The sequence below is a fragment of the Paenibacillus gyeongsangnamensis genome (genome assembly GCF_027533625.1).
GTDB lineage: Bacteria > Bacillota > Bacilli > Paenibacillales > NBRC-103111 > Paenibacillus_G > Paenibacillus_G gyeongsangnamensis.
On the sequence record NZ_JAQAGZ010000011.1, the window covers coordinates 156,697 to 180,223 of the forward strand.

The 23,527-nt window shown below is 46.1% G+C and carries 18 protein-coding genes and 6 pseudogenes; 10 read left to right on the top strand and 14 right to left on the bottom strand.

All coding sequences use genetic code 11. The features are described 5' to 3' along the window. Positions 1-60: 60 nt before the first annotated feature. Complete coding sequence (locus tag O9H85_RS18020; protein ID WP_269882812.1) at positions 61-399, bottom strand: hypothetical protein; 339 nt, start codon at positions 397-399, stop codon at positions 61-63. A gap of 188 nt (positions 400-587) precedes the next feature. Between O9H85_RS18020 and O9H85_RS18025 the strand changes: the two genes are divergently transcribed. Continuing rightward, the gene (locus O9H85_RS18025) at positions 588-1,469 is read left to right on the top strand and encodes an AraC family transcriptional regulator (RefSeq protein WP_269882813.1); all 882 of its coding nucleotides are present in this window, start codon (positions 588-590) and stop codon (positions 1,467-1,469) included. A gap of 101 nt (positions 1,470-1,570) precedes the next feature. On the opposite strand, the pseudogene O9H85_RS18030 reads toward O9H85_RS18025, so the two are convergent. The 4 genes and pseudogenes from O9H85_RS18030 to garR all read right to left on the bottom strand — a co-directional run. Continuing rightward, positions 1,571-1,804: pseudogene (locus O9H85_RS18030) on the bottom strand (GntT/GntP/DsdX family permease); the annotation flags it as partial. Beyond that, positions 1,795-2,171, bottom strand: a pseudogene (locus O9H85_RS37800) (class II fructose-bisphosphate aldolase). The pseudogenes O9H85_RS18030 and O9H85_RS37800, both read right to left, overlap by 10 nt. A gap of 38 nt (positions 2,172-2,209) precedes the next feature. Further along, a complete protein-coding gene (locus tag O9H85_RS18045) occupies positions 2,210-3,640 on the bottom strand; it encodes a four-carbon acid sugar kinase family protein (protein ID WP_269882815.1) in 1,431 nt (476 codons plus the stop codon). A gap of 3 nt (positions 3,641-3,643) precedes the next feature. Beyond that, complete coding sequence (garR, locus tag O9H85_RS18050; protein WP_269882816.1) at positions 3,644-4,537, bottom strand: 2-hydroxy-3-oxopropionate reductase; 894 nt, start codon at positions 4,535-4,537, stop codon at positions 3,644-3,646. Between the two features lie 186 nt (positions 4,538-4,723). On the opposite strand from garR, the gene O9H85_RS18055 reads away from it, so the two are divergent. Next, positions 4,724-5,344: a GntR family transcriptional regulator gene (locus tag O9H85_RS18055; RefSeq protein WP_269882817.1), complete on the top strand. Its 621-nt coding sequence runs from the start codon at positions 4,724-4,726 to the stop codon at positions 5,342-5,344. A gap of 295 nt (positions 5,345-5,639) precedes the next feature. Here O9H85_RS18055 and O9H85_RS18060 read toward each other — a convergent pair whose 3' ends face one another. The 4 genes from O9H85_RS18060 to O9H85_RS18075 form a co-directional block, all read right to left on the bottom strand. After that, positions 5,640-5,930 (bottom strand): heavy-metal-associated domain-containing protein, encoded by a 291-nt coding sequence (locus tag O9H85_RS18060; RefSeq protein WP_269882818.1) that lies wholly within the window; start codon positions 5,928-5,930, stop codon positions 5,640-5,642. 20 nt (positions 5,931-5,950) lie between these two features. After that, on the bottom strand, positions 5,951-6,436 hold the full coding sequence (locus O9H85_RS18065; RefSeq protein ID WP_269882819.1) for a helical membrane plugin domain-containing protein: 486 nt from the start codon (positions 6,434-6,436) through the stop codon (positions 5,951-5,953). Beyond that, a complete protein-coding gene (gene fdhF, locus O9H85_RS18070) occupies positions 6,411-9,389 on the bottom strand; it encodes a formate dehydrogenase subunit alpha (protein ID WP_269882820.1) in 2,979 nt (992 codons plus the stop codon). Before fdhF ends, O9H85_RS18065 begins: the two co-directional genes overlap by 26 nt. A 186-nt stretch (positions 9,390-9,575) precedes the next feature. Then, on the bottom strand, positions 9,576-9,920 hold the full coding sequence (locus O9H85_RS18075) for a Na-translocating system protein MpsC family protein (protein ID WP_269882821.1): 345 nt from the start codon (positions 9,918-9,920) through the stop codon (positions 9,576-9,578). A gap of 337 nt (positions 9,921-10,257) precedes the next feature. Between O9H85_RS18075 and O9H85_RS18080 the strand changes: the two genes are divergently transcribed. From O9H85_RS18080 to cydS, 3 genes are read left to right on the top strand one after another with little or no spacing between them, the layout of a single operon-like run. Next, on the top strand, positions 10,258-11,601 hold the full coding sequence (locus tag O9H85_RS18080; RefSeq protein ID WP_269882822.1) for a cytochrome ubiquinol oxidase subunit I: 1,344 nt from the start codon (positions 10,258-10,260) through the stop codon (positions 11,599-11,601). After that, positions 11,598-12,629, top strand: coding sequence for a cytochrome d ubiquinol oxidase subunit II (locus tag O9H85_RS18085; RefSeq protein ID WP_269882823.1), 1,032 nt, complete (start codon positions 11,598-11,600; stop codon positions 12,627-12,629). The genes O9H85_RS18080 and O9H85_RS18085 overlap by 4 nt, the downstream gene beginning before the upstream one ends. 19 nt (positions 12,630-12,648) lie before the next feature. Then, complete coding sequence (cydS, locus tag O9H85_RS37805) at positions 12,649-12,741, top strand: cytochrome bd oxidase small subunit CydS (RefSeq protein WP_409348164.1); 93 nt, start codon at positions 12,649-12,651, stop codon at positions 12,739-12,741. A 6-nt stretch (positions 12,742-12,747) separates the two neighbouring features. Here the strand turns inward: cydS and fdhD are convergent. After that, positions 12,748-13,469: pseudogene (gene fdhD / locus O9H85_RS18090) on the bottom strand (formate dehydrogenase accessory sulfurtransferase FdhD). A gap of 47 nt (positions 13,470-13,516) precedes the next feature. Further along, entirely contained in the window at positions 13,517-14,527 is a 1,011-nt protein-coding gene (gene moaA, locus O9H85_RS18095) for a GTP 3',8-cyclase MoaA (RefSeq protein WP_409348165.1), read from the bottom strand. A 386-nt stretch (positions 14,528-14,913) separates the two neighbouring features. On the opposite strand from moaA, the pseudogene O9H85_RS18100 reads away from it, so the two are divergent. The 4 genes and pseudogenes from O9H85_RS18100 to O9H85_RS18115 all read left to right on the top strand — a co-directional run. After that, positions 14,914-15,882, top strand: a pseudogene (locus O9H85_RS18100) (molybdopterin oxidoreductase family protein); the annotation flags it as partial. Positions 15,883-15,896: 14 nt separating this feature from the next. Next, on the top strand, positions 15,897-16,379 hold the full coding sequence (locus tag O9H85_RS18105; protein ID WP_269882824.1) for a helical membrane plugin domain-containing protein: 483 nt from the start codon (positions 15,897-15,899) through the stop codon (positions 16,377-16,379). A 172-nt stretch (positions 16,380-16,551) separates the two neighbouring features. Continuing rightward, positions 16,552-18,087 (top strand): hypothetical protein, encoded by a 1,536-nt coding sequence (locus tag O9H85_RS18110; protein WP_269882825.1) that lies wholly within the window; start codon positions 16,552-16,554, stop codon positions 18,085-18,087. Continuing rightward, positions 18,084-20,012, top strand: coding sequence for a TOMM precursor leader peptide-binding protein (locus tag O9H85_RS18115; RefSeq protein WP_269882826.1), 1,929 nt, complete (start codon positions 18,084-18,086; stop codon positions 20,010-20,012). The genes O9H85_RS18110 and O9H85_RS18115 overlap by 4 nt, the downstream gene beginning before the upstream one ends. A 463-nt stretch (positions 20,013-20,475) precedes the next feature. Here the strand turns inward: O9H85_RS18115 and O9H85_RS18120 are convergent, their stop codons facing one another. Next, a complete protein-coding gene (locus tag O9H85_RS18120; protein ID WP_269882827.1) occupies positions 20,476-21,069 on the bottom strand; it encodes a hypothetical protein in 594 nt (197 codons plus the stop codon). Positions 21,070-21,119: 50 nt separating this feature from the next. Here O9H85_RS18120 and O9H85_RS18130 point away from each other — a divergent pair. Then, positions 21,120-21,821, top strand: a pseudogene (locus O9H85_RS18130) (transposase); the annotation flags it as partial. Positions 21,822-22,311: 490 nt separating this feature from the next. On the opposite strand, the pseudogene O9H85_RS18135 reads toward O9H85_RS18130, so the two are convergent. Continuing rightward, positions 22,312-22,395 (bottom strand): annotated as a pseudogene (locus tag O9H85_RS18135) (VOC family protein); the annotation flags it as partial. Between the two features lie 388 nt (positions 22,396-22,783). Next, the gene (locus O9H85_RS18140) at positions 22,784-23,413 is read right to left on the bottom strand and encodes a TetR/AcrR family transcriptional regulator (protein WP_269882830.1); all 630 of its coding nucleotides are present in this window, start codon (positions 23,411-23,413) and stop codon (positions 22,784-22,786) included. Positions 23,414-23,527: the final 114 nt, after the last annotated feature.

The window sequence follows — 23,527 nt, forward strand, 5'->3', positions numbered from 1 at the left end:
TTGATTCCCCTTACGTCAATAAATAAAATTTTTAAATTCTAGCTTACACGCAAGGTAAGATTAAAACACGTTTGCCATGTTCTTGTAATAACATCTAATCCGTTCAAACGCGTGCCATACAGCAGCTTCACTTATCATCTTCAAAACCATTTCTTCTTCCTGATCCACTTGTTTCAGATGTTCGTTTAGCGTGTCCCTGATTCTACTACTGATTTCTTGGATTGAGTCTACATATGAAAAATAATCGAATAACAACCCTTCCGCTTTTTCAATTCCCTTTTTAATGATCAAAATTGCTTCGTCTTCAGAAATATGATAGCTTTCTTTCAATAATTCTTTAATTCCAACCAATAGCTCGGAGTTTTCCTTTTCTTTTAGGATAGCTAAAGTGATACTCATGCTCTCCCTCCAATCATGGTGCATCTGAGTATAAAAAATATCGTCTTATTCCAGCACAAAAACGTACAATTAGTCCTCATCACTAATGTAATCGTAGCCTTTTTTTAAAATAAAAAGTTATATTCTTCTGTTACAAAATATCACTCAATTGTTATAATTGAAATAAGGTTTATTGGGGGTGGGAATGGTTGGAACACTCGAAAAAAATTGAAAAAAGCGTTAAAGTGTTTCATGTTTTAAATTCAAGGGCAATACAGCTACGGTATAGAATTATTTCCACAGAAAACGTCCCCGTTTATTACCATTATCACAAAGGGATCGAGATATTATTTGTCCATCGCGGTAAAGGAAATTTGACCCTCAATCGCAAGATTTATAACCTCGAATCAGGATGCGTAGTAATTTTACAACCCTTTCAACTGCACCGTGTTCAATTTGATACAAATAATCAATTTCCTTATGAGCGTACGACTTTAACCTTTGAGCCCTCCACCTTTGCACCTCTTCTTAAAAATTTTCCTGTGCTGTTTCGTTTTTTTGAGCAGTTGTGGAAAGAACAGCTATCCAATCAGGTGTTCCGTATGGATCACAACGTGGCTTATATCACAGGGGTTCTTGAACGGTTTAATCATTTGGTATCGGGGTGGGACGGGGATGAAGACCTGGACGCTGCGTCTATGTTGATACTTAACATTTTAGATTATCTAAAATCATTGCATAATGGTGGTTTTAGTGGAGTTGCTCGTTCTGAGAGCCATGCTGAAAAAATTATGAATTGGGTAGAGGAGCATTATATTGAACCTTTTGATCTCAGCGACTTAGCCAAGGAACTCCATCTTTCCAAGCATCATGTCTCACATCTATTCCGATACGAAACAGGGGGAAGCATCACCGAATATTTGATTGTTCGAAGAATAAGACAAGCTTGTTGGCTGTTAAAAACAGAATCGAAATCCGTAGAGCATATCGGATCCTTAGTCGGAATACCTAATTTCCCCTACTTTTGCCGTCTCTTTAGAAAGATAACGGGCTTAACTCCATTGCAGTACCGTAAAAGCAATTTAAATTAAATGGATCTACTCCTTATCTAAAAATTATTTCGTCTACAGAGGCAAGTAACTATAAAGAAGAAAAAGATCAGAGCCTCAGCCCTGATCTTCATATACCCACCCTATATAACAAAGCTGAGAAGTACCACCACACCGAAGGCGACAAAGGATAGGATCGTTTCCATGACAGTCCACGTCTTTAATATCTGAGCAACCGACATATTAAAGAATTCTTTAATCAACCAGAACCCTGAGTCATTCACATGGGAAAGCATGACGGAACCTGCTCCTGTTGCAAGCACTAGCAGCTCTGGACTGACACCGGGCATCGTTGCGGCAATTGGAGCTACAGCACCCCGGTAGCCGCTACGAATTCCTTCGCGGATTGCGAATCCGTAAGCGTCCCGTCACCTTCTTCTTCATCCGAAAAAACGCCTCTTGCCACGGAACCGATCTCCGCTTCAACGGATACGCCCGCCTGATGAGCGAGGTCTACGATTTCTTTTGTCCGTAAAATGTTCTCGTTCAGATCGTATTTGGAGCCGTCATACATCACCGATGTAAAGCCATTCTGTATGGCCGAATGATGGATTCCTTCTCGTAGGCATGATCCAAGTGAGTTGAAACAGGCACACTAGCCTTGGATGCCAAAGCTTTAACCATCTCAGCAAAGCCTTCAACATCGACAGTAGGGAAGTAGCGTTCTCCCAATGCGATAATCATGGGCTCACGATATTTATAATGAGATACGCCCTTAATGATTAACCTTCGATTTTCTGTACGGTTTCCAAAAGCGTTGTATCGCTCCCTACATTACCCGGAAATACGATATAAGGAATTCCTGAGAATTTGGCCTCTTCACCCGTGAGCCAAACCGGTATACCGGGCGCAGCCTGTCCGATGACTCTTGCTTTGCGAATGCCGAGTCCTTTAGTGGCGACATCGCTGGAGGTAATTCCTCCTTTTGCAATGATGAATTTAGGTACAATATTCAAGGAGTTCACGATTTTCACCAGCGATTCCGATACGGTTTGGCTGATGTTTAAATTTCCATCCGAGCTTTCGACGGCAACGAGCTTGCGGCTGCTGAATACAACCACATTCTGCCCTCTCGTAAGCCTCTCATTGACTTCGGAAATGAGCCGCGTCGTTTCACCCGATTGCTCAGCCGGATTCAAAATCTTATTCACATCCATCTCGAGCGAAAAGATATCCGTACCCGCAAGCAATTGCTCCAGTTGGCGCGTTGTCTTTTGCACATGAGAGCCGACGACCACAAGCCCTCCGTGCGATTCTTGCCCTTTAGCTACAAGCTTCTCTTTTGGCAAAATGTCCTGATCTGCGATGCCGCCATACGTTTTCACAAAAGAGGCTGCCGTGCGATAAATGAACTTCTTGCCCTTATTCTCGGCTTGCAATAGTGCATACGAAAGGACATCCAAATCCGCGTAAGATAAACAATCCACGATGACAGGAACATTCCCTTTAACCTGTAACAGTATTTCTTCCACTGCATCCGGTCCGCGGCGCACCTGGTCCAGCGTAACGACCACGCAGTCTTCCGGCTGGATTCGTCCATTCGTTTTTTCCGTAACCCACTGCGTTAAATCGCTGTGTTCATAGCCGAACACTTTATCTTTCGCAAATTCCGTCTGGTGGACGGGAAGCAGCGTGTCGCCCTCTTTGATGTAATGGGTACTCTGATAAGTCATACGGCCTGCTTCAAAAAAAGCCGGAATGATCAAATGCCCGTCATATTCAAGTCCGGTCAGTCTGCGAATTTCATCCGTTAGCGTATCGATTTCCAGGGGGTAATACCCGCGGAGTGTAGAATCCCCTCTACTGACGAAGACGAAGTCGATTCCCGTTTCACTGGCAACAGCCTGAACATTCCGGGCGATTTCAAGGTTAATACGCTCCGCCTCGGCCGCTTGATAAGCGCGTGTGTTGGTTAAAATATAGAAAACCGCCTCCGGTTTATTGAGAGCTTCCTGCAATAATTCCTTATCCCACTGCGTTAACACGTCGATGTCGTGGACCGTTTGAACGCCTGTTGGATCATCGTCCAGCACAATAATCTTTTTGCCGCCGGATTGATGGATTTGCTTTATTTGCTCACGAAGATTGCTGGCTTTCCACTCGGGCGGCAGTTGAGATTCTAAAGAAGAGAAACTCATTGTGCTCGTACTCATGAATTACGCCCTCCTTACTTCAACGTGTGCGAGTTTTTCATAGTATTGAACAATCCCGCAATGATCATCACTCGCCTTGCCGTCTGCCTTCAATGCATGGAAAATCTCCAGAAGCTGGCTGGACAACGGCAGCGGAACGCCGATTTCATGCGCTGTTTCCATCACATTCGTTAAGTCCTTAAGGTTAATATCGATTCTGCCCCCGGCGACGAAATTTCGGTCGAGAATCAATGGCACCTTCGCATCAAGTACTGTACTTCCAGCAAGTCCGCCTCTTATGGCCTGATACATTTTATCGATATCGATTCCGGCTTTTGCAGCGAGTACAAGCGCTTCCGACATAGCGGCGATATTGAGATTAACGATAATTTGATTGGCTAGTTTGGCTGTAGAGCCGCAGCCGTTGCCGCCCACTAAAGTTACAGCGCTTCCCATGCTAAGAAGAACAGCTTTAACGCTTTCAAAAGCTTCTTCCTTACCGCCCACCATAATAGCCAATGTACCGTCAACCGCTTTCGGTTCTCCTCCGCTTACCGGAGCGTCCAGCATATTGACCCCTTGTTTCGCCAGCTCGCGGGCAATTTCTTGAGAAATTACAGGTGAGATCGAACTCATATCAATCACGACCGATCCTTCTTTAGCGCCCATCGCAATTCCGTTTTCCCCAAAAATAACACCTTTCACGATATTTGCGTTCGGGAGCATGGTGATGATGATATCGCTATGCTGCGCAGCTTCTTGAGGAGATGCGGCGGCAACAGCGCCGGACTTAACAACTTGCTCTATTGCTTCTTTATTTAAATCGAATACGGTTACATGATATCCGGCTTTCAAAAGATTGATCGACATGGGTTTCCCCATGATGCCTAAGCCTACAAAGCCAATTTTTTTACTCATTCTATTCCCTCCTGTTACGGTTTCGAAATGTATTCAATATTATATTTTTTGTATACAATTTAATTTATTTCGGATACGTTTTATAATATTCTCATTTCAATTAAAGTTCCAGTCTATACTTTTTTAAAAAAATACTTTATAATAACTTATTTAGTTAAGATCTCGGATTACAAAGAGGTGGATCATTTGCCCAAGAATACTGATAAATCTCGCCACGCTTACCACCAATCCTATGAAATTATTCGCGATATGATCTTGCAAGGCGACATTCCTCGCGGCACCAAAATTGTTGAGGAAAAGCTCGCCGCCGAATTAGGCGTCAGCCGGACACCAATACGTGAATCGATCCGTAAACTGGAGCAAGAAGGACTTATCGCAGGCAAAATGGTCATCAACCCGACAGAAAAGGATTTGAGAAATACATTTCAGGTTCGTATGCTGTTAGAAGGTCACGCATCTAGATGTGCAGCGACCTACCTGCCCGAAAGCGAGCTTGAATCATTGCTTGAATGTGTCAGAATTGGCCGAACCGGGGAAATCGAAGAAATTATGCAAGCCAATGAGAAATTCCACGAGATCATCGTGCAGGCAAGCAATAACTCGTTTATGATTGATATCATTGATCGTATGCATTCCATCATTTACCTTTTTCGCCGTACCGTTGTCTACTACAACCGCCCAGGCTTAATTGATGAACACGAGCAGATCTATGAGACCATCAAAGCGAGAGACGGCGACCAAGCGGAAGTTCTTATGAAACAACATTTGCAGGCGGATTTAGATTTTTGCTTGCATTTAATTTGCTGATGGGGCATTATGAATCAAAAATGGCAATCAAAAAAAGGCTCTTCGATGTGAATGCGATACATTGAAAAGCCTTTTTTACCTACCTTAGGGTTTGCTTTATTCCAATTTGAAGAACATATACAAATGCCTCGCTAAGTTTATCCCAATTCCTGGTAATTCCTATATTCTATCCTACTGCATGTCAGGGATTTCCGGCACATCCGGATGTTCACGGTCTTTGACACAATTTGAACATACATGCAAATGATCCTTCGAAAGGTTGGCTTCGGCAGCCTCTTCCCGATTTCCGCATACTTCACAGATAAGGGGCATTCTTTATTCCTCCTGAATCCTTTTCTAGCTGCCAGTCATGCAAGCTATGGCTTTGCAAATCATCCTGTAATGAGATAGGATATCCTGACTCTACAACGGCTTCCAGACAATCCTTATAAGAAGCTGCAGACTCATCATACGAGAATTTTACTTCTTTTCGGTTGAGGTTAACCTCCACCTCTTTCACACCCCATATTTCACGCAGGGCATGGCTCACCTTATCGGCATCGCTTTGTCTGGTCAATCCTTGGACAATCATCATTTTTGTAATCAAGTCAACAGCCCCTTCCAACCTTAATGGGTTTTGCGCAGACCTTGTCCCATACCCTTCAAAAAGTTCATCATCATCGACAAAGATGCAAGCATTTCAGGTTGGCGTAATGATTTTGCCATTGCCCATATTCCTGGCTGTTTATGGTCTCGATCCGGATCCGCGGCGAGCTCAACCCCTTTTGATACCCCGTTCAGTAGGGTTTGAAGCTTTGCAGGTTCGATTGAAGCCAGAAATTCTACAGCGCCCATCCCATTCTTTATAATCCGATGAGCTCCCGGCTTATTCATTTGGTCAAGGCCGATGAGAACAATTTGTTTTTTATTCTTCAATAGGGCTTGCGCCGCTTCTAAGAGCCCGAACTGATGCATTTCGCTCAGAATATCAAGGAATGCAAGGAGCGGTTCCTTATGACGCCTAGCCGCTTGCAGCAGCTCCTCAATCGATTGTTTTTCCTCATCCACTTCGCTAGCTATTTTCTTCTCAATGCCCGTAATCGCCGTCGCCAATGCTATCCCTCCCTTGAATTGTTTCCGCAATCGGTATATAGTCGGCCCGCTTCCATTTGTCTTCCACTTTAACGCCAAGCTGAGGTACTCGATTGCCGAAGCGATGATTCACGCGCGGGAGCGGCCGCTCTCCCTTTGGTTCCAAGATGTCCATTTTCACTCCCATCTCTTTGTAGCTTGGAGTATGAGTGATACGGTCATGATAGCTGCTCGTTAAATAGTTCACTGCTGAATCTCCCTCTGCTGAGTTCATCGTCAAATATAATTCGTTCCCTTTTACACGGTCCGTCACTTCTACGCGCACTTTTACATGACCATAAGGTGAAGTCAGTCGTACCAGCGCCCCGCTTTGAATCCCTCGCTCTTCAGCTAGCTCAGGGGATACTTCAAGCCATTCTCTAGGAACCTTGTGTGAAATGCCCTCGGATTTATATGTCATATTGCCTTCGTGGAAATGCTCAAGCAGCCTGCCGTTATTTAAATGCAAATCGAAATCAACTCCTGCTTCATAAGGCGGTGTCCATGCAACAGGAAACAATTTGGCCTTCCCGCTTGGAAAGCCGAATTTTTTAGTGAATAGCAAAGGTGTATCTTGCCCATTAGGGGCAACGGGCCAGACCAAGCTGTTCCATGCTTCCAGCCGTTCATAGCTAACACCCGCGAAAATGGGCGCCAGGCTCGCAGCTTCAGCCATAATGTCACCCGGTTGCTTGTAGCTCCAACCCGCACCAAGGCGATTCGCAAGCTCTTGAAATATGACCCAATCCGGCTTTGAATCCCCCAATGGCTCAAATACTTGGTAAAACCGCTGGATGCGACGTTCTGTGTTTGTGTAGGTCCCTTCTTTCTCAAGACTTGGCGACGCCGGCAGCACAACATCCGCAAACTGCGCTGTTTTGGAGAAGAAGATATCTTGTACGACAAAAAAATCAAGTTGATTAAAAGCAGCGTGTACATGATTTACATTCGAATCGACAAGAGCCATATCTTCCCCGAACAAATACATGGCTTTTAATTTGCCCTCATGGATGGCCTCCACCATTTGATGATTGTTCAGCCCCGGCTTCTCCGGAAGCTTGACGCCCCACGCTTTCTCGTACCTGTTCCGAACGCTTTCCGACTGTACGGCTTCATAGCCGGGAAACCAAGCGGGCATCGTTCCGAAATCGCAAGCACCTTGTACATTGTTATGCCCTCTGAGCGGGTAAGCTCCTGTACCGGGACGACCGAAGTTCCCGGTAATCAGCAATAAATTGCATATTGCGGTACTAGTATCCGTTGCCCCGGTATGCTGAGTAACCCCCATAGCCCATAAGGCACAAACCGACTTAGACGTATGAATCATGGTCGCTATTTGAATGATATCTTCTTGTGTGAAGCCTGTATATTCAGCTGCATAAGCAAGCGTGTACTTTTGTAAGGATTGAATGTAAGCTTCTACTCCCTCGACACGAGCTTCAAGAAATGCTTTGTCTTCCCAGCCTTGGTCAAGAATGTATTTGGTTACGGCAGACAGCCAAATCAAGTCTGTCCCCGGCTTCGGGCGCAGGAACAGATCCGCTCTCTCGGCCAATTCGTGCTTTCGCAGATCGATCACGATCAATTTTTGACCGTGAAGCTTGTGTGCGCGCTTCACTCTTGTCGCTAATACCGGATGGGATTCAGCAGGGTTGGCGCCAATGACCATGACCAATTCCGAGCCGGCAATATCGCGGATCGTCCCGGAATCTCCACCGATTCCAACCGTACGCAGCAGCCCAGCCGTAGCAGGCGATTGGCAATAACGCGAACAGTTATCTACATTGTTTGTTCCCATTACGGCACGCGCAAACTTTTGAAAAAGGAAATTTTCCTCGTTGCTGCACTTGGAAGATGCGATATAGCCGATCGAATCCGGGCCATGGGTTTCTTTAATTGCACCAAGCTTGTCCGCGATCAGAGTAAGTGCTTCATCCCAGGTCGATTCGATGAACTTGTCACCTTGACGAATCAACGGTTTGGTTAATCGTTCTTTGCTGTTAACAAAATCCCATCCGAACTTCCCCTTTACGCAAGTGGATATGCCGTTAACAGGCGCTTTCTCATCCGGTTGAATTCGAAGAATTTCCCGACCCTTCGTCCATACCTCAAAGCTGCAGCCCACTCCGCAATAGGTACAAACCGTCTTTGTCCGCTTAATGCGGGAGGTCCGCATAGCCGCCTCCACTTCTGAAATGGCAAATATCTCTTGATAACCAGGCTCCACTTCCTTGGTTAGGTCAATCATCGGCATTAATACTTCATTCGGAATACCGGTTAAGAAACCCGCTTCACCCAGCATCGTCTTTTCCATTAATGCGTTACAAGGACAAACGTTGACACAATGTCCGCACGAAACGCAAGATGACTCATCAATGGGTACTCCATTGTCCCACAATACTCTGGGCCTGTCTAAACTCCAGTCGATCGTTAACGTTTCATTGACCTGCAGATCCTGACAAGCCTCTACACACCGACCGCACAAAATACATTGATCAGGCTCATAACGGTAAAACGGATGGGTGTTGTCCGGAGGATAGGGCTTCGGTTTAAATTCATACTTTTGATGCTCTACCTGTAAATATTCCGCCGTGTTGTGCAGGGTACAATTTCCGTTATTGTTATCGCAAACGGTACAATAGAGCTCATGATTTTCGAGGATTCGCTGCATGGCCTCCATTTGTGCTGCCTTGGCTTTCACAGACAGACTATTGACTGTCATTCCCGGTGTAACCTCTGTGGCGCAGGAACGTCTTAATTCACCGTTAACCTCAACTATACAGGTATCGCAGGATTGGATGGAGCCTAGGTTGGAATGGTAACAAATGTGGGGAATGTAGTAACCATGAGACTCTGCAGCCTGCAATATCGTTTGGTTGGATTGACATTCGAACTCGTTACCGTCGATATGTATTGAAACAATACTGTCCTTCATAATTCACCCGCCTGAATTGTCCATATTTTAATATCATTTGGGATTATTTTGTGAAGATGACAAAAAATCATACTATAACATAAAAAGTGACTAGAAGGTCCGCCGGACCTTCTAGTCACACATACTAAGCGGCTTATGATTATTATCGTCAAACTCTTTCGCAGTTCAAATGAACACGGCTCTCTCCTAGTCCGTAATTTTATCCTCAAAAATAAAAACGGAAATGGCCACATCTTCTTCAATTTTAATATCCGAAAATAGATGTACCAGCTTGGAGTTCATATAGTCCTCCAGCTCCTTCTTAAATTGCGAAGGATAAATCTTTTGTACCATTTTGGTTCGTGCAGCGTGCACCATCTGCTTACCTTCCGCCTCTTGGGCAATAAACTTTTCAGTAGGCGTTAAATTCCCGTGAAGCATACTGATTGCCATATTATTTACGAAAGTGGTATGAATTCGTTCAGGACCTTTCCCGAACAAATCTTTCCGAACTTTTCTAATGATTTCATTAAATCCTGCTTCCTTTCTCATTATACACCGCTCTCCTAAAAATTGACTGGAATACTCATTTATCATACTAAAAATTGAATCCATTACAAGTACGCAGATACGTCATTTACTTCGTCAGAAGAATGAACTTCATAATAATTGGAATTCTAATCTAAGATAAATTCTGATTTACCCATCAATGGACGTATACAGCAGGTGATCCCTATAGATAAATACAGAAAGCAAGAAAAATGGTTAACCCGGCTCTGTATTCTTGTCGCTCTAGTCATGCTTTTATCCTGGATCCGACAGATGCTCGCAACATTGTAGTTGCTGCTTTCCCAAGTCAGTTTCAAACTGAAAAGGAGTTCGATATCATATGGCTTATGATCCGGTGCTATACAGCCGAATGCTTACGGAGCTCACATTCGCCTTTCATATTATATTCGCTACCGTGGGTGTCGGTATTCCCGTCATGATCGCATTCGCCGAATGGACAGGCATGAAGCGAAACGATCCTTACTACTTGCTTCTCGCGCGGCGCTGGACCCGAGGCTACGTCATAACCGTAGCCGTCGGCGTCGTCACTGGAACCGCGATAGGTCTGCAGCTCAGCCTGCTGTGGCCAAGTTTTATGCGCGTTGCCGGCCAAGCCATTTCCTTGCCTTTGTTTATGGAGACCTTCGCCTTTTTCTTCGAAGCCATATTCCTGGGGATCTACCTGTACACATGGGATCGGTTCCGGAGGCCCGTCTCTCATTTTCTTCTCCTTATTCCAGTCATGCTCGGATCCTCGGCTTCGGCTTTTTTTATCACAACCGTGAACGCCTTTATGAATACCCCGCAGGGCTTTACGCTGAAGGGCGGCTCGATTACCGACATTCAGCCGCTCGTAGCCATGTTCAATCCCGCTACTCCGACGAAGGTCGCCCATGTGCTTTCTTCCGCTTATATGACAAGCGCCTTCGTTCTTGCGACGATAGCCGGCGCCGCGTTGATTAAGAAGCGCGATTCGCTCTATCACCGTAAAGCGCTCAAGCTAACGATGATCGCTGCCCTTGTTTTCTCTATTACAACCGCACTCATTGGGGATCTTTCCGGGAAATTCCTGGCGATATACCAACCCGAGAAGCTGGCTGCTGCCGAATGGCATTTTGAGACAGCTAGACAGGTACCGCTTGTTCTTGGGGGGATATTAACGCAAGATCATCAGATTAAATTCGGGTTAAAAATCCCATTCGCCCTAAGCATTCTAGCTCATGACAACCCGAATTCCGTTGTGCAGGGTTTAAATGACACGCCTGTCGATGAACGTCCGCCGCTGATGGTCCATTACCTGTTCGACTCCATGGTAACGATAGGCATCTTTCTGATGGTGCTTTCCATGCTCTCGGTCTGGATGGTACGCAAATTAAAAAGCGTGCAATATCCTCGTTGGCTGCTTAGGCTGATCGCCCTGTCAGGCCCTCTTGCCCTGCTGGGAACCGAGCTCGGTTGGTTTTACGCCGAGGTAGGCAGACAACCGTGGATCCTTAGAGGTTATATGAAGACAGCTCATGGAGCAACAACCTCTAACCAAGTGGATTTAATGCTTCTGTTGTTCTGTATCCTATACGTGGCTATTGGGTTTACTTTGGTCAAAGTGCTAGGGAGAATGTTCATCAACAACGAATTACATGAAGAACTCAAGAACAGAGGGATTGAGGGAGGACCTGCGCAATGAGATACGAGATTATCGGCATTACGGTCCTATGGACATTTTTGTACGGCTACCTTATCGTGGCTTCCATTGATTTCGGGGCAGGCTTCTTCAGTTACTACTCCTACGTTACCGGGAAACAGCATTTAGTTCAAAACATCATCAAACGATATCTTTCTCCGGTCTGGGAAGTTACGAATGTGTTCCTGGTTTTCTTCTTTGTCGGCATAGTCGGCTTCTTTCCGGATAGCTCCTATTACTTCGGAACGGCCCTTTTAGTGCCAGGCAGCATCGCGATTGTTCTGCTTGCGATTCGCGGCTCATATTATGCTTTTAGTATTTATGGACAAATGCAAAAACAAAGCCGATTGTATACGTTTTTGTATGGAGCAACCGGCCTTCTCATTCCCGCTTCCTTATCAACCGTTCTGACAATATCGGAAGGAGGCTACATGACGGAAGAGAACGGTCAAGTTCTTTTACACTATGGCAAGCTCTTTACAAGCTCGTATTCCTGGTCAGTAGTGCTGCTTGCGCTCGTTAGCGTTCTCTATATTTCTGCGATGTTTCTTTCCTACTACGCCCACAAGGCGCAGGATGTTGAAGCACTTGAAATCGTCCGGAGCTACGCACTAGGCTGGAGTCCGCCGACGATCGTTTGCAGTATATTTGTTTTTTTCGCTATCGATTGGCACAATCCGGAGCATTTCCAAGCCATGCTTGACCTGGCCTGGATGTTCGTCGCTTCGCTTCTTTGCTTCGTGGGTGCCGTGTATCTGATTTATAAACGAGAAGGCTTTGGTTGGGCCTTTATTCTTGTCATGCTGCAATTCGCCTTTGCCTTCTTCGGATACGGAGCTTCCCATTTGCCGTATATTCTTTATCCGTTTATTACCATTCACCAAGGCTTCACTAACGATGCTATGGCCATCTCCCTCATTGTCGTCTTCCTTGCCGGCTTGTCTCTGCTTATTCCATCCCTTGTTTTGTTAATGCGATTGTTCCTATTCGATGCAGAATATGTGAGAGGGAATCCCTCCAAGAAAGGTTGAATGAGCCATGGATTTCTTTATGCTTATGATTGCGCCTATTCTACTTGTTGTGATTTCCCTCGGGGTCTTGTTTATGCTGTTCGCAAGAGGGCAAGATCAATTCCTTGAATAATCCATTCTAACCCAAATTTCCCAATTCTTCGATCCTTTGAGGATGCGTATACACATTTAAAGATTGATTCCGCACAAATCCCACGGCAGTTATTCCGAGATCCTCTGCCAGTTGAAGCGCAAGCTCCGTCGGAGCCGATTTGGACAAGACCACCTCACACCCGATCTTTGCGACCTTCAATAAGATTTCGGACGAAATGCGTCCGCTGAACACGATAATTTTATCTTGCAATAAGATATCGTGCTTCAAACAATATCCGTATATTTTATCCAAAGCATTATGCCTGCCTATGTCCATCCTTGACAGGACGATCTCATTTTTATCGCAGAGTGCGGCGTTATGAACTCCCCCGGTATCTTGGAACGTTCGTGCCGAACTTTGCATTAAGCGCATTAAACGAAAGATGTCCTCAAAAGACAATATGACATGAACATCTCTCATGGTTTTTGCCATCTTCGCATCGTTCATGAAGTAATGTGAACAAATCCTTCTCTCCCTTCATACCAAATATCTTCAATATCGTCATACCTTTGAATAACGCCCTCGGAGGCCAAGAATCCTACTGCCATATCCTCAATATACTCCGATGTACATACCATAGTCGCAAATTCCTGCTTATTGATTTTAATCGTAACCGGATGTTCGGTCACAACGGTATCCTGCAAGCGCTCGATTTCACCGTGCCGGTAACGGATGATCTGGCGCTTCACCTCGGTTGGCTTCCCCATACGTTCAACTCCCTAGCAATCATTTAACCCGTTCATAAGGATCCGGATCATCCTCCGATATGAGACATTTCAATCTTGGACGACACTTGCGTATGGCTCAATCGCTCTTCCGAATAGCGGTCAGTCCGGCCTCTCCAGATCCTCTCAATATAAGCTCTTATCTCATCATCGGTTTGGCCTGATCGCAGCATGTCCCGTAGCTCGTATCCTTTGGATGCGAACAGACAGGTGTATAACGAGCCCTCCGCAGAAATCCGCGCCCGTGTGCACGTAGAGCAAAAGGCATCGGTAACCGATGAAATCATCCCGACTTCCTGATCGGTTCCTTGGTATCGATAACGCGTCGCTACCTCTCCCTTATACCGGGCCTCAATAGGTTCCAGCGGCATCTGTTCATGAATCAAATCGATGATCTGCTGCTTGGGAACCACTTGATCCAATTTCCATCCATTCGTGTTCCCTACATCCATAAACTCAATAAACCGCAGGTTGATCTTCTTTTCTTGAAAATAAGCGGCCATGGGCAAAATGTCTTGATCGTTAACCCCTTTTTGTACGACCATGTTAATTTTCACTTGCAATCCCGCTTGCGCCGCTGCTTGAATACCATCCAGCACGGCTTGGACTCCGGCCTTCCCCCCGTTCATCTGACGAAAACGTTCGTCATCTAGTGAATCCAGGCTTACGGTGACTCTTTCCAAACCCGCCGCTCGAAGCTCTTCCGCATATTTAGGCAGAAATACGCCGTTTGTAGTTAAAGCAATATCGCCAACCCCTTCGATATGACTCAGCGAACGAATCAACGTGGGCAGGTCCTTTCTTAGGAGGGGTTCTCCTCCTGTGATGCGAAGTTTAGTTATGCCTAAGGAAACAAACAGCTCAGCTAGTCGCGTAATTTCCTCAAACGTCAGTATCTTATCTTTTGGTAAAAACGGATAGTCAAGACCAAAGATTTCTTCCGGCATACAATAACGGCAGCGAAAATTGCATCGGTCGGTTACGGATATTCTCAAGTCTCGTAAGGGGCGATTCAGTTGATCTGCGATCTGAAGTCCCATCATCATCACCTCAACCCGTCTCTTTGTTTCTAGTTTGGACGAAAAAAAAACAGCACTAAACGAATTCTTCAAAGTGAAGGAATTGGTTAAATGCTGGTTAATTATTCTACATGAAAATATAGAAAAATCAATCTTTCAGGTGTTGCGAGGAATAAAACGCACGCGAATCCCACGTTCATTTCATTCGTTGTTTGCTCTGCAAATTCGTCATCTTCCTACTTCCTATAATCATCGCGCTTTACCGCGCTTTTGTCAATGCTTCTTTTACTTCTGCCATCCTCCCAAGATCTGAAACTACTTTGGGGGGAGACTCAGCAGAAGATTCGCTTACAGAATTCAACATTGATCGAGCTTCAACAAGCCTTCGGAAGCAGATTAGCCGAAGGGATCACAGCCTCCCATCCTCTGCCTCACTTCATACCCAAGAGATGCTTGCGAATATTGAATTCCTGGTCGTTCAAGATGTATTTCTGAGCAAAACCGCTGAATTTGCCGATATCATCCTCCCCGCTGTTCCATCGTTAGAAAAAGAGGGGACGTTTACGAATACCGAACGCCGTGTGCAGCGGCTGTATCAAGCGCTGGAACCGATCGGTGACAGCAAACCCGACTGGTGGATTTTCAGTCAAGTAGCGAAACGTATGGGATTTGATTGGAATTATACTCATCACAGTGAAATTTTCGCGGAGATGGCGTCCCTTACTCCATTCTTCTCGCAATGCAACTATGACGTGCTGGAAGGCTGGAACAGCTTTCACTGGGAATCTCCGGATGGAAGCAACACACCGCTTCTCCATAAGAATGGATTCAATTTTCCGGATAAAAAAGGGCGCCTCGCGCTCTTCGAGTATATTGCGCCGACGGAATTCCCTGCGGAGTTTGATCTCACGCTGAACAATGGACGTTTGCTTGAACAGTTCCACGAAGGAAATATGACAACCAAATCCGCAGGCATCCAGCTCAAGCTTCCGGAGGTGTTTGTGGAAGTATCACCGGAATTGGCCAAGGAACGTGGTGTCAAGGACGGAACGCTGGTACGTCTGGAATCGCCCTATGGCGCTATTAAGCTCCGTGTGGTTGTGACCGACAGAATGAAGGGAAAAGACATCTATGTTCCTATGCACTCGACTAGCCATGAAAGTGCAGTGAACCTGTTGACCGGAGGGGCGGTTGACGTGAAAACCCATACGCCGGCCTACAAACAAATCAAGGTGCGGATGCAAATCTTGGAAATGGAAGGCAGTCCCCTGCCACCTATTAATCCGAGGAATAAAAAGCGTCATCCGCAAAACGGGGTAGAAGTGCATCGGAAGTGGAACCGTCCCGGTTATGTAGCCCTAGTGGATCAAGAATAAGGAGGTCAGAGGCCATGGCTAAACCAATTGCAGCCATTCATAAGATCATGCCAACGGAAAGCGAAAGGAAACAGCAGTCGCTGGATCAGCTCACAGCTGATCTGGCGGAAAACGATGCCGCTCTCAAAAAAACGATGGAAATTGTACGGGAATTGCATGACAGCGGAATTCTGGAAGCCGTTCACTCCATGCTTAAAGCCAAAGTAAGCATCGCTACAATCGCCCTCGGCCAGGCGACACGCAAACCGGTCACGAACATGATTAACAATCTCATGGAGGCTGCCGGAATGCTAACGGAATTGGAGCCGGAGGTTACGAAAAAACTGTTAAGCAGCGTTGCTGCCGGGATGAATGAAGCGGAGGAGCATCTGCAATCGAATAAAAAAATAGGAACGTTCGATCTGCTTAAGGTAATGCATGATCCGGATATCAACCGGGCCATGGGCTTCGGCATTCATTTTCTAAAAGGATTGGGCAAAGGATTAGCCGCTAAGTAGCCCTATAAGAAATGCTTCTTCATGTCACGAATAAGGTGGGGTGAAGTATGATTACCGTTGAAAATCCATAATTTTTTGTAATGGATAGTTATTCGTCCAATCAATCGGACTGTTCATCTATAACTTATAGCATGGTAAAAAACCATATAAAATGACTATGGGAGGTTTTTGCATGAGTCAGGAAGAAGAGGTACTCGCAGTCGGTTCCGGTTCCATTCTGCTCTCTCTTGCTGAATCGTGTTTCGAATCAGGTTTATCCAAATTCACGGTATTTGTAACGAATTCACAGCCCACTGATACGGCAAAACTCACAAAGCTTTGGGAACATGCTCTTCATAATGACCCAGGGGCTTTACTAAATATCCTTACAACAACAGATGACGAGGATCCGAATTGGAGGACGATCGTTCGGCCGTATTCATTTATTTTTTACGTTTCGCAGCATGGCGATTTGGAGGAACTCCAGAAACTTCAGAATGCTTGTATAGAGGAAAGGAAGCAGATGCTCCCAGCCTTGGCCTTAAGAGGAAAGGGGATGGCAGGCCCGCTGCTTCATCCTGACGGGTACGGACGCTTTGAGTCGGCATGGCGGCGAATTCATTCGTCCGTTTTTCCCGAGGAACGGGATCAGCAGCTTCTATCAGCTGCGGCCGCAGACGTATTATCTAATCTTATCGTATATGAATGGCATAAAACGGTTGCGGGAGAGAAAGAACCGGAATGCAAAAATCAATGTTTCATACTGGACCCGGTGACATTAACCGGTAACTGGCATCCGCTCCTCGCTCATCCCCTGGTATCAGGTTATGAGACAGCATGTCCAGTGGAAAATATTGAGCAAAGCCTTGAAAGAAGTCATGAACCGATGGATCCGGAGGAATGGTTTTCTTGTTTCAACCGACTGACTTCACCGGTAACAGGCGTTTTCCATGTATGGGAAGAGGCGGATTTGATCCAACTCCCGTTAGCACAGTGTCTTGTTCAACCGGTTGACCTGTTGTCGGAAGGACCTGCACATCTTTTGCCGGCTATCGTCCGCAGCGGACTGACGCATGAGGAGGCGCGGCTCGAGTCGGGATTAGCTGGACTTGAAGCCTATGCTGCCCGAATGAAGCAAATGCTGTTTTCCGGATTGCCTTCATATCAGCGGGAAGGCATAGGCATCGGGGCGGGATGTACCATCGCTGAAGCGGTTGGACGCGGGCTTAGATCTTGTTTAACCAAAGAATTGGATAAGCGGATGCTTCCTAATGAGCTAGTTGTCACGCGCATAGTATGCACGCACATCGAAGATATTCGATGCCGGTATTATTTGCGAGCGCTTAGCATCATTGAAGGAGAACCTATAATTGCAGTTGGCGAGCCTCTGCTCGGCTTTCCGGTCGTGTGGGTCTATTCGGGTTCCTCATGGTATGGCAGCGTAGACCTTAGCCTCACACATGCACTTCGCCAATCATTGCAGAAGGCGCTGAATAAGACAGCACGCGTAGCGTCTTCTTCAGCCGCTGTTAAAGATCATGAAGCTCAGGACATTACGATTCCCAATAGCGATCCGATGATCTATGCTCCATTGGTGCTGTCGGCTATTCAGACATTGAAGCAGCACCAAAAACGCCTCGAATTGTTTGATATGCGGAGCGGATCTTTGCTGGGCAAAGGAACGTTTCTAATATATGGAGTACTGCTCGGAGAGGAGGAGATTCCATGAATCATGTCGTTATTATTGGGGAGGGAATGCTTGCGGATATGGTAGGCAAGCGTTTGTCCGGGTTCTTCATAGTCCATAGATCGGATTTCAGTCAAGCTATACCTGCAGCAGAGCTTGTTTTAGTGCTGCAGGATCAAGAGAACTCCTACTTTGAAGCGGAAGAGATGCTGCGGCCGCTCGGCATTCCTTGGCTATGCGCCTATGCATCTATAGGGGAAGGGGTGGTAGGACCGCTGATCTTTCCGGGGAGAGACGGGTGCTCCCAATGTGCCGAAAAACGGCTATCTTTGGCGGGAGGCAACCTCGAAGAGGCAGAAGAGTTATTAGAAAAGCTGGTCACACCCGATTTTACTCCTCGTTTTACTAAAGCGTTATCCCCTGCGGGATATCGTTATATGGCATATATCATAGCGGAGGAAACGGCTAAGGTGCTGCGGGGCGAAAAGGCGAATACGGAAGGACATGTTTATTTAATCAACTTTAGAAATTTGAACTGCTCCATCCATTATGTCTTGCCCGATGGGAATTGTCCGGTTTGCGGCAGATTGCCGGACGATTCGCCGGAAGCCGCCGAAATATCACTAATGGAGTGCCTTAAACTTAACAATAGTTACCGATGCCGTTCGTTGGGCGATTTGCAAGAGGTTTTGTTAAAGGATTATTTGGACAGCCGCACCGGAATCTTTAATGACAAGTGGTTGGATCTCGTATCAGCCTTTGCCGGCATGGCCGTAAAACTCCCATTAGGCTTTCACTATGAGGTGACGTCAGGCCGTTCGCATTCGTATGCGGAAAGCGGACTCACAGCTATACTAGAGGGCTTGGAACGATATTGCGGTTTCGCTCCCCTAGGCAAACGGACGGCTGTGTTCGACAGCTATTCCCGTCTTAAGGTTGATGCAATGGATCCTTTTAAGGTAGGGTTTCATGCGAAGGAGCAGTACGAACAACCGGATTTTCCATTCATACCATTTGATCCCGATCGTCCGATGGAATGGGTTTGGGGATATTCATTCCTACAGGAACGTCCGGTCTTGGTTCCCAAACTGTTGGCGTATTACAGCCTGGGCTATGAAGGGGGCTTTGTATTTGAAACCTCCAACGGGTGTGCGATCGGAGGAAGTCTGGAGGAGGCGATCTTGCACGGGATTTTCGAGGTGGTTGAACGCGATTCCTTTTTGATGACCTGGTATGCCAGACTACCAGTTTCTCGGCTAGAACATAACTCGTCGGGGGACCGGGAGCTGTCGATAATGATCGATCGTATTAGGGCGATCACGGGATATGAGGTATACTTGTACAATACGACGGTGGAAAACGGAATTCCGAGCATATGGGCGTTGGCGAAGGGGGGGACAGAGCACAGAGTGAACCTAATTTGTGCCGCAGGAGCTCATCTCGACCCGGTTCGGGCGGCCAAGAGTGCCATATTCGAGCTAGCGGGATTGATCCCGCGGATTGAAAAACGATGGACCGAACGAAGCTCGGAAGCCGAAGCCATGTTCAATGATTCGTTCCTTGTGCAGCAGATGGATGATCATGCTCTGCTGTACTGTTTGCCGCAAGCGGAGGAACGGCTCCGGTTTTTGCTGGATGAACGGCGCTCTATCCGTACATTCGAAGAAGAGTTCCCTTCCGTGCCGTCGCATGTGGATTTAGCGGAAGATTTAAAACAAGTTCTTCAGACGTTTCGCAGTCTTCATTTGGATGTCATTGTAGTCGAACAGTCGTCAAGCGAGACACTCCGCAACGGTTTGCGCTGTGTGAAAGTGCTGTTTCCAGGAATGCTGCCTATGACGTTCGGACATCATATTAGACGCTTGACGGGCCTTGACAGGATCCTTGAGGTACCGATGAAGCTTGGTTACGTAAATCACAGGCTGACGATGGAGGAGCTTAATCCTTATCCGCATCCGTTTCCGTAAGCGGAAGCCCCGGCCAACGAAACCTCAAGGTATTGTCCTTAGAGGTTTTTTGTATTTATCTTAAGTAGAAGTTGGAGCTTACCTACACCAAATAAGCTTGAGACCTTTTCGGGTTTAAATTCAAGAATATCCATTTCAATTCTCATCTCTCCTCCCCCATCCTTTCTACTATGCAAAGTGATATTCCATAATTAAATGGAAAACGGAGCCCGCAAACCCGCGTGGCTCCGTTATTGTTGTTACATATTTGATTAGAATTTGCTTTGCGCCGCTGCTAAATTGGCTGTTGTGAACATCCTCCATCATTTCATCAGCTTTGATCCACGCCTTTACTTGATTCAATTGGGCTTTCCATCGGCAAAAAATTGGGATTGGTCTGGGTAATCAGCGCAATTACAAACAATCCTAATATTGAAGGGTTATTTATATTGATTGATATTTCTTCTCAATATCATAATAAAGCCTATTTTCTTGCACATCTATTTTCGAAAAAATATTGCGCCGTATTTCTGGCATCGACCTGGAGACGCACCGTTTCCCCTGCCTGTACGGGCTGCGGCTCTCCATTGTTCAAATGCAACAGCACGCCAGAGCTTTCGAATCGTATTTCGGCGAATACCGCAGCGGAATCGTAATTTAAGAGGATCAGCAGCTTGCCTTGAGGATGATCCAATTGGCGAAGCCTTAGGTCTTTACGAGAGTTGACAAGCGCGATACTATCATGCAGCGTCTGCGGCAGCAGCGAAGCGAGCCACTTCCCCGCTTCCTTGTCGGGCCTGGTGAAGTACGCTTGAAAGAAATTCGTGCCAATCCGGACCGCACGTCCGTTCCCGAGCTTACATTCGGTCACTGCAGGTCGGCTGTCATCGAACCGATACACAGCTTCAGCCTCTGTAGTTCGTAACGGCAGTCGATAAAACCACCCTTCTCTTTCGACAGACCGGTTTTTTAGCCGGATGGACTCGAGACCGGTCTCCACATCTTGTACTTGAGAGCCGAACAGCCTAGCTGCCGCTTGCAGCGCTTCTTTATCGATATGGCCATTCTCGTCTTTCATTGCGCATAACCCATCGGCGACCACTGCGCCGCCACCCCGGACAAACCGTTCAAACGTTCGAGCTCCTTGGCAAACATCCGGTCAAGTACGCCCGGTTTGACAAGGGTTTTGGCGGTGAAGACTTCTACAGCTTGTGGGAACAACGGAACATCGGCTACGTAGGCAAGCTGAAATGGACGAAGCGCTTAGCCTCTGAAGTAGCAGCCTGTCGGTACTGAACTCGATTCGTGGATGAAGATTGGATCATCGAGGGCATTACGCTATGGTATAAAGCCACCTCATGGGAGAAGCCCCGTCGTGTTGCCGTGATTCGAAAAGCCCAAGTAATCCAGAATGATCAATCTTGCCTGCTGCTAGATACGGACTGGCAATATGAGGCGATCGTCACGAATCTTGTATGGGAGCCCATTGATTTATGGCGATTTTACAACCAGAGGTGCTGTATGGAAAACTACATCAAGGAAGCCAAACGCGGGTTTTCCATAGACCGAATTGCGACGAGTAATTTTGAAGCAAACGAAATCGACCTTTTGGTTAAACTGCTTACGTACAACCTTTACGAACGGTTCAAACGAGACTGCTGCGACCCGATTCATCAGGGGTATTCGATTGCCCGGTTCCGTTTGGAATTCTTTCACTGTGCCGCAACCTTGATCCGACACAGCCGACAGATCATCCTGAAGCTGGCGAAAGACTTCGCGAACCGATATGCCTGGAAGCAAATCGAGACAAGGATAGCCCTACTGGAATGATTAAGTTACACAATTTAACATGGAAATCCAAAAGCCCGTCGTGATGGGGTAGGGGAAAGTATACCTCAATTCCATCAAAGGCTCTGAATGCAGAGGAAACTCACCCTGATTTTTACAGCTACCCCGCTTTAATTCAATGACGATTGTCTGTAATCATGGGCTTTCGAAATTCAGGTTAAATTCTACGTAAATGATGTATTGGAGCTGACGGCTACCGACTCAAGCTTTACGTCAGGGAAAATTGCTCTAAAAGCTACAAATGACACTGTTGAATTTGACGAGGTTACAGTAACACCGTAACCCTATTAAAAAGTATTCGAGAAATTAGTAAATGGAGTAAAATGGAGTATTGACTTGGTCAATACTCCATTTACTAATTTAAAGGAAGAATTGAAATTCTACGCATACCATAATATAGGAGGAGATAGGTTTGAAAAAATTTGCATTTAATGGAGCCGGTTATCCAATCCCATAGACTTCGTAATAAGATGACGTCTATCGCTTCACTGTACCATTTTATTATAACTTCAAGATTCTTGGTTCTCCAAAATATTCCTCCGAAACCTTTTATCATCGTATCTAACTACAGTCAGTCATCAAATTTTTAGGTATCCGATTACTTTAGATATTCGAGATTTATTTTAAGTTCCTTTTTCAACTATACTGCTGCCCGTTCGTGGAAAAGGCAGCCGATCGATCGGTCATAGCCGGCTGCCGCGGTGTCTTTATTCAACTAACGTACCCGTTAGTGAAACTACGTGTATAATTGTATCCATTTTCCGCACATTATATATAACGGTTGCGCAGGTATGTCGCAGTGTATGAGGAATTACTTTATAATTATTTGCCCTAATACCGGCTTGGGTCACCCTCAGGGGCGACGCTGGTGCTGTTTACTTGAGTCGTCTGCTAGCAACTTTTCGCATCATTGAGTTTTATTTCACATCTTTAATTAGACCGTTTCACAAATTGCAGCGGCCACGTAACCCGTCACATACAACGGACAGGATGCGCTCAGATAATCCGTAATCATCATTGTATTCCAGAGTTCGCACAACACCACATAGAATAGCAGTTATATCGGTTACCTGAATGTCATTGCGAACTGAACCCGCCAGCTGCGCGCGATTCAGTAGTTCCCCTAGTGCATTTCGAAAATCCAGTGAGATACCAGAGAGCGGACGATGAATGTCCATACCACTGGCTAGAGCGGCGATAAGTGCTTTGTTTCCCATGCCCTCTCTCACAATCAGTGACAGAAAGTTAAAAAAAGCCGGACCTGGATCATCATGTTCAAGCATTTCCATTGCTTTGTCGATAAGACGTTGCTTAAATCTGAAAACCACAGCTTCAAATAATTCTTCTTTCGTCGGAAAATGACGATATACAGTTCCAACCCCCAACCCTGCACGATTGGCAATTTCATCAATTGGAACGTCTAATCCCTCAGTGGCGAAAACTTTCGTTGCAACGTCGAGTATACGCTCTCTGTTTCGTCTGGCGTCCGCTCGTAGTGATTTTCCCATTGTAACTGAATCGATTGAATTCGAACCAACATCATCTCGAGCTCGCGAGGGCTCCTTTATTGGCATATGAATGACTCCTCTCACGATTACATTATACACTAAATTGACAAACGGAGTTTCCGTTCCGTATAATAAACGGAGTAATGGTTCCGTTTCAGGAATTATCACTTTATACTGGAG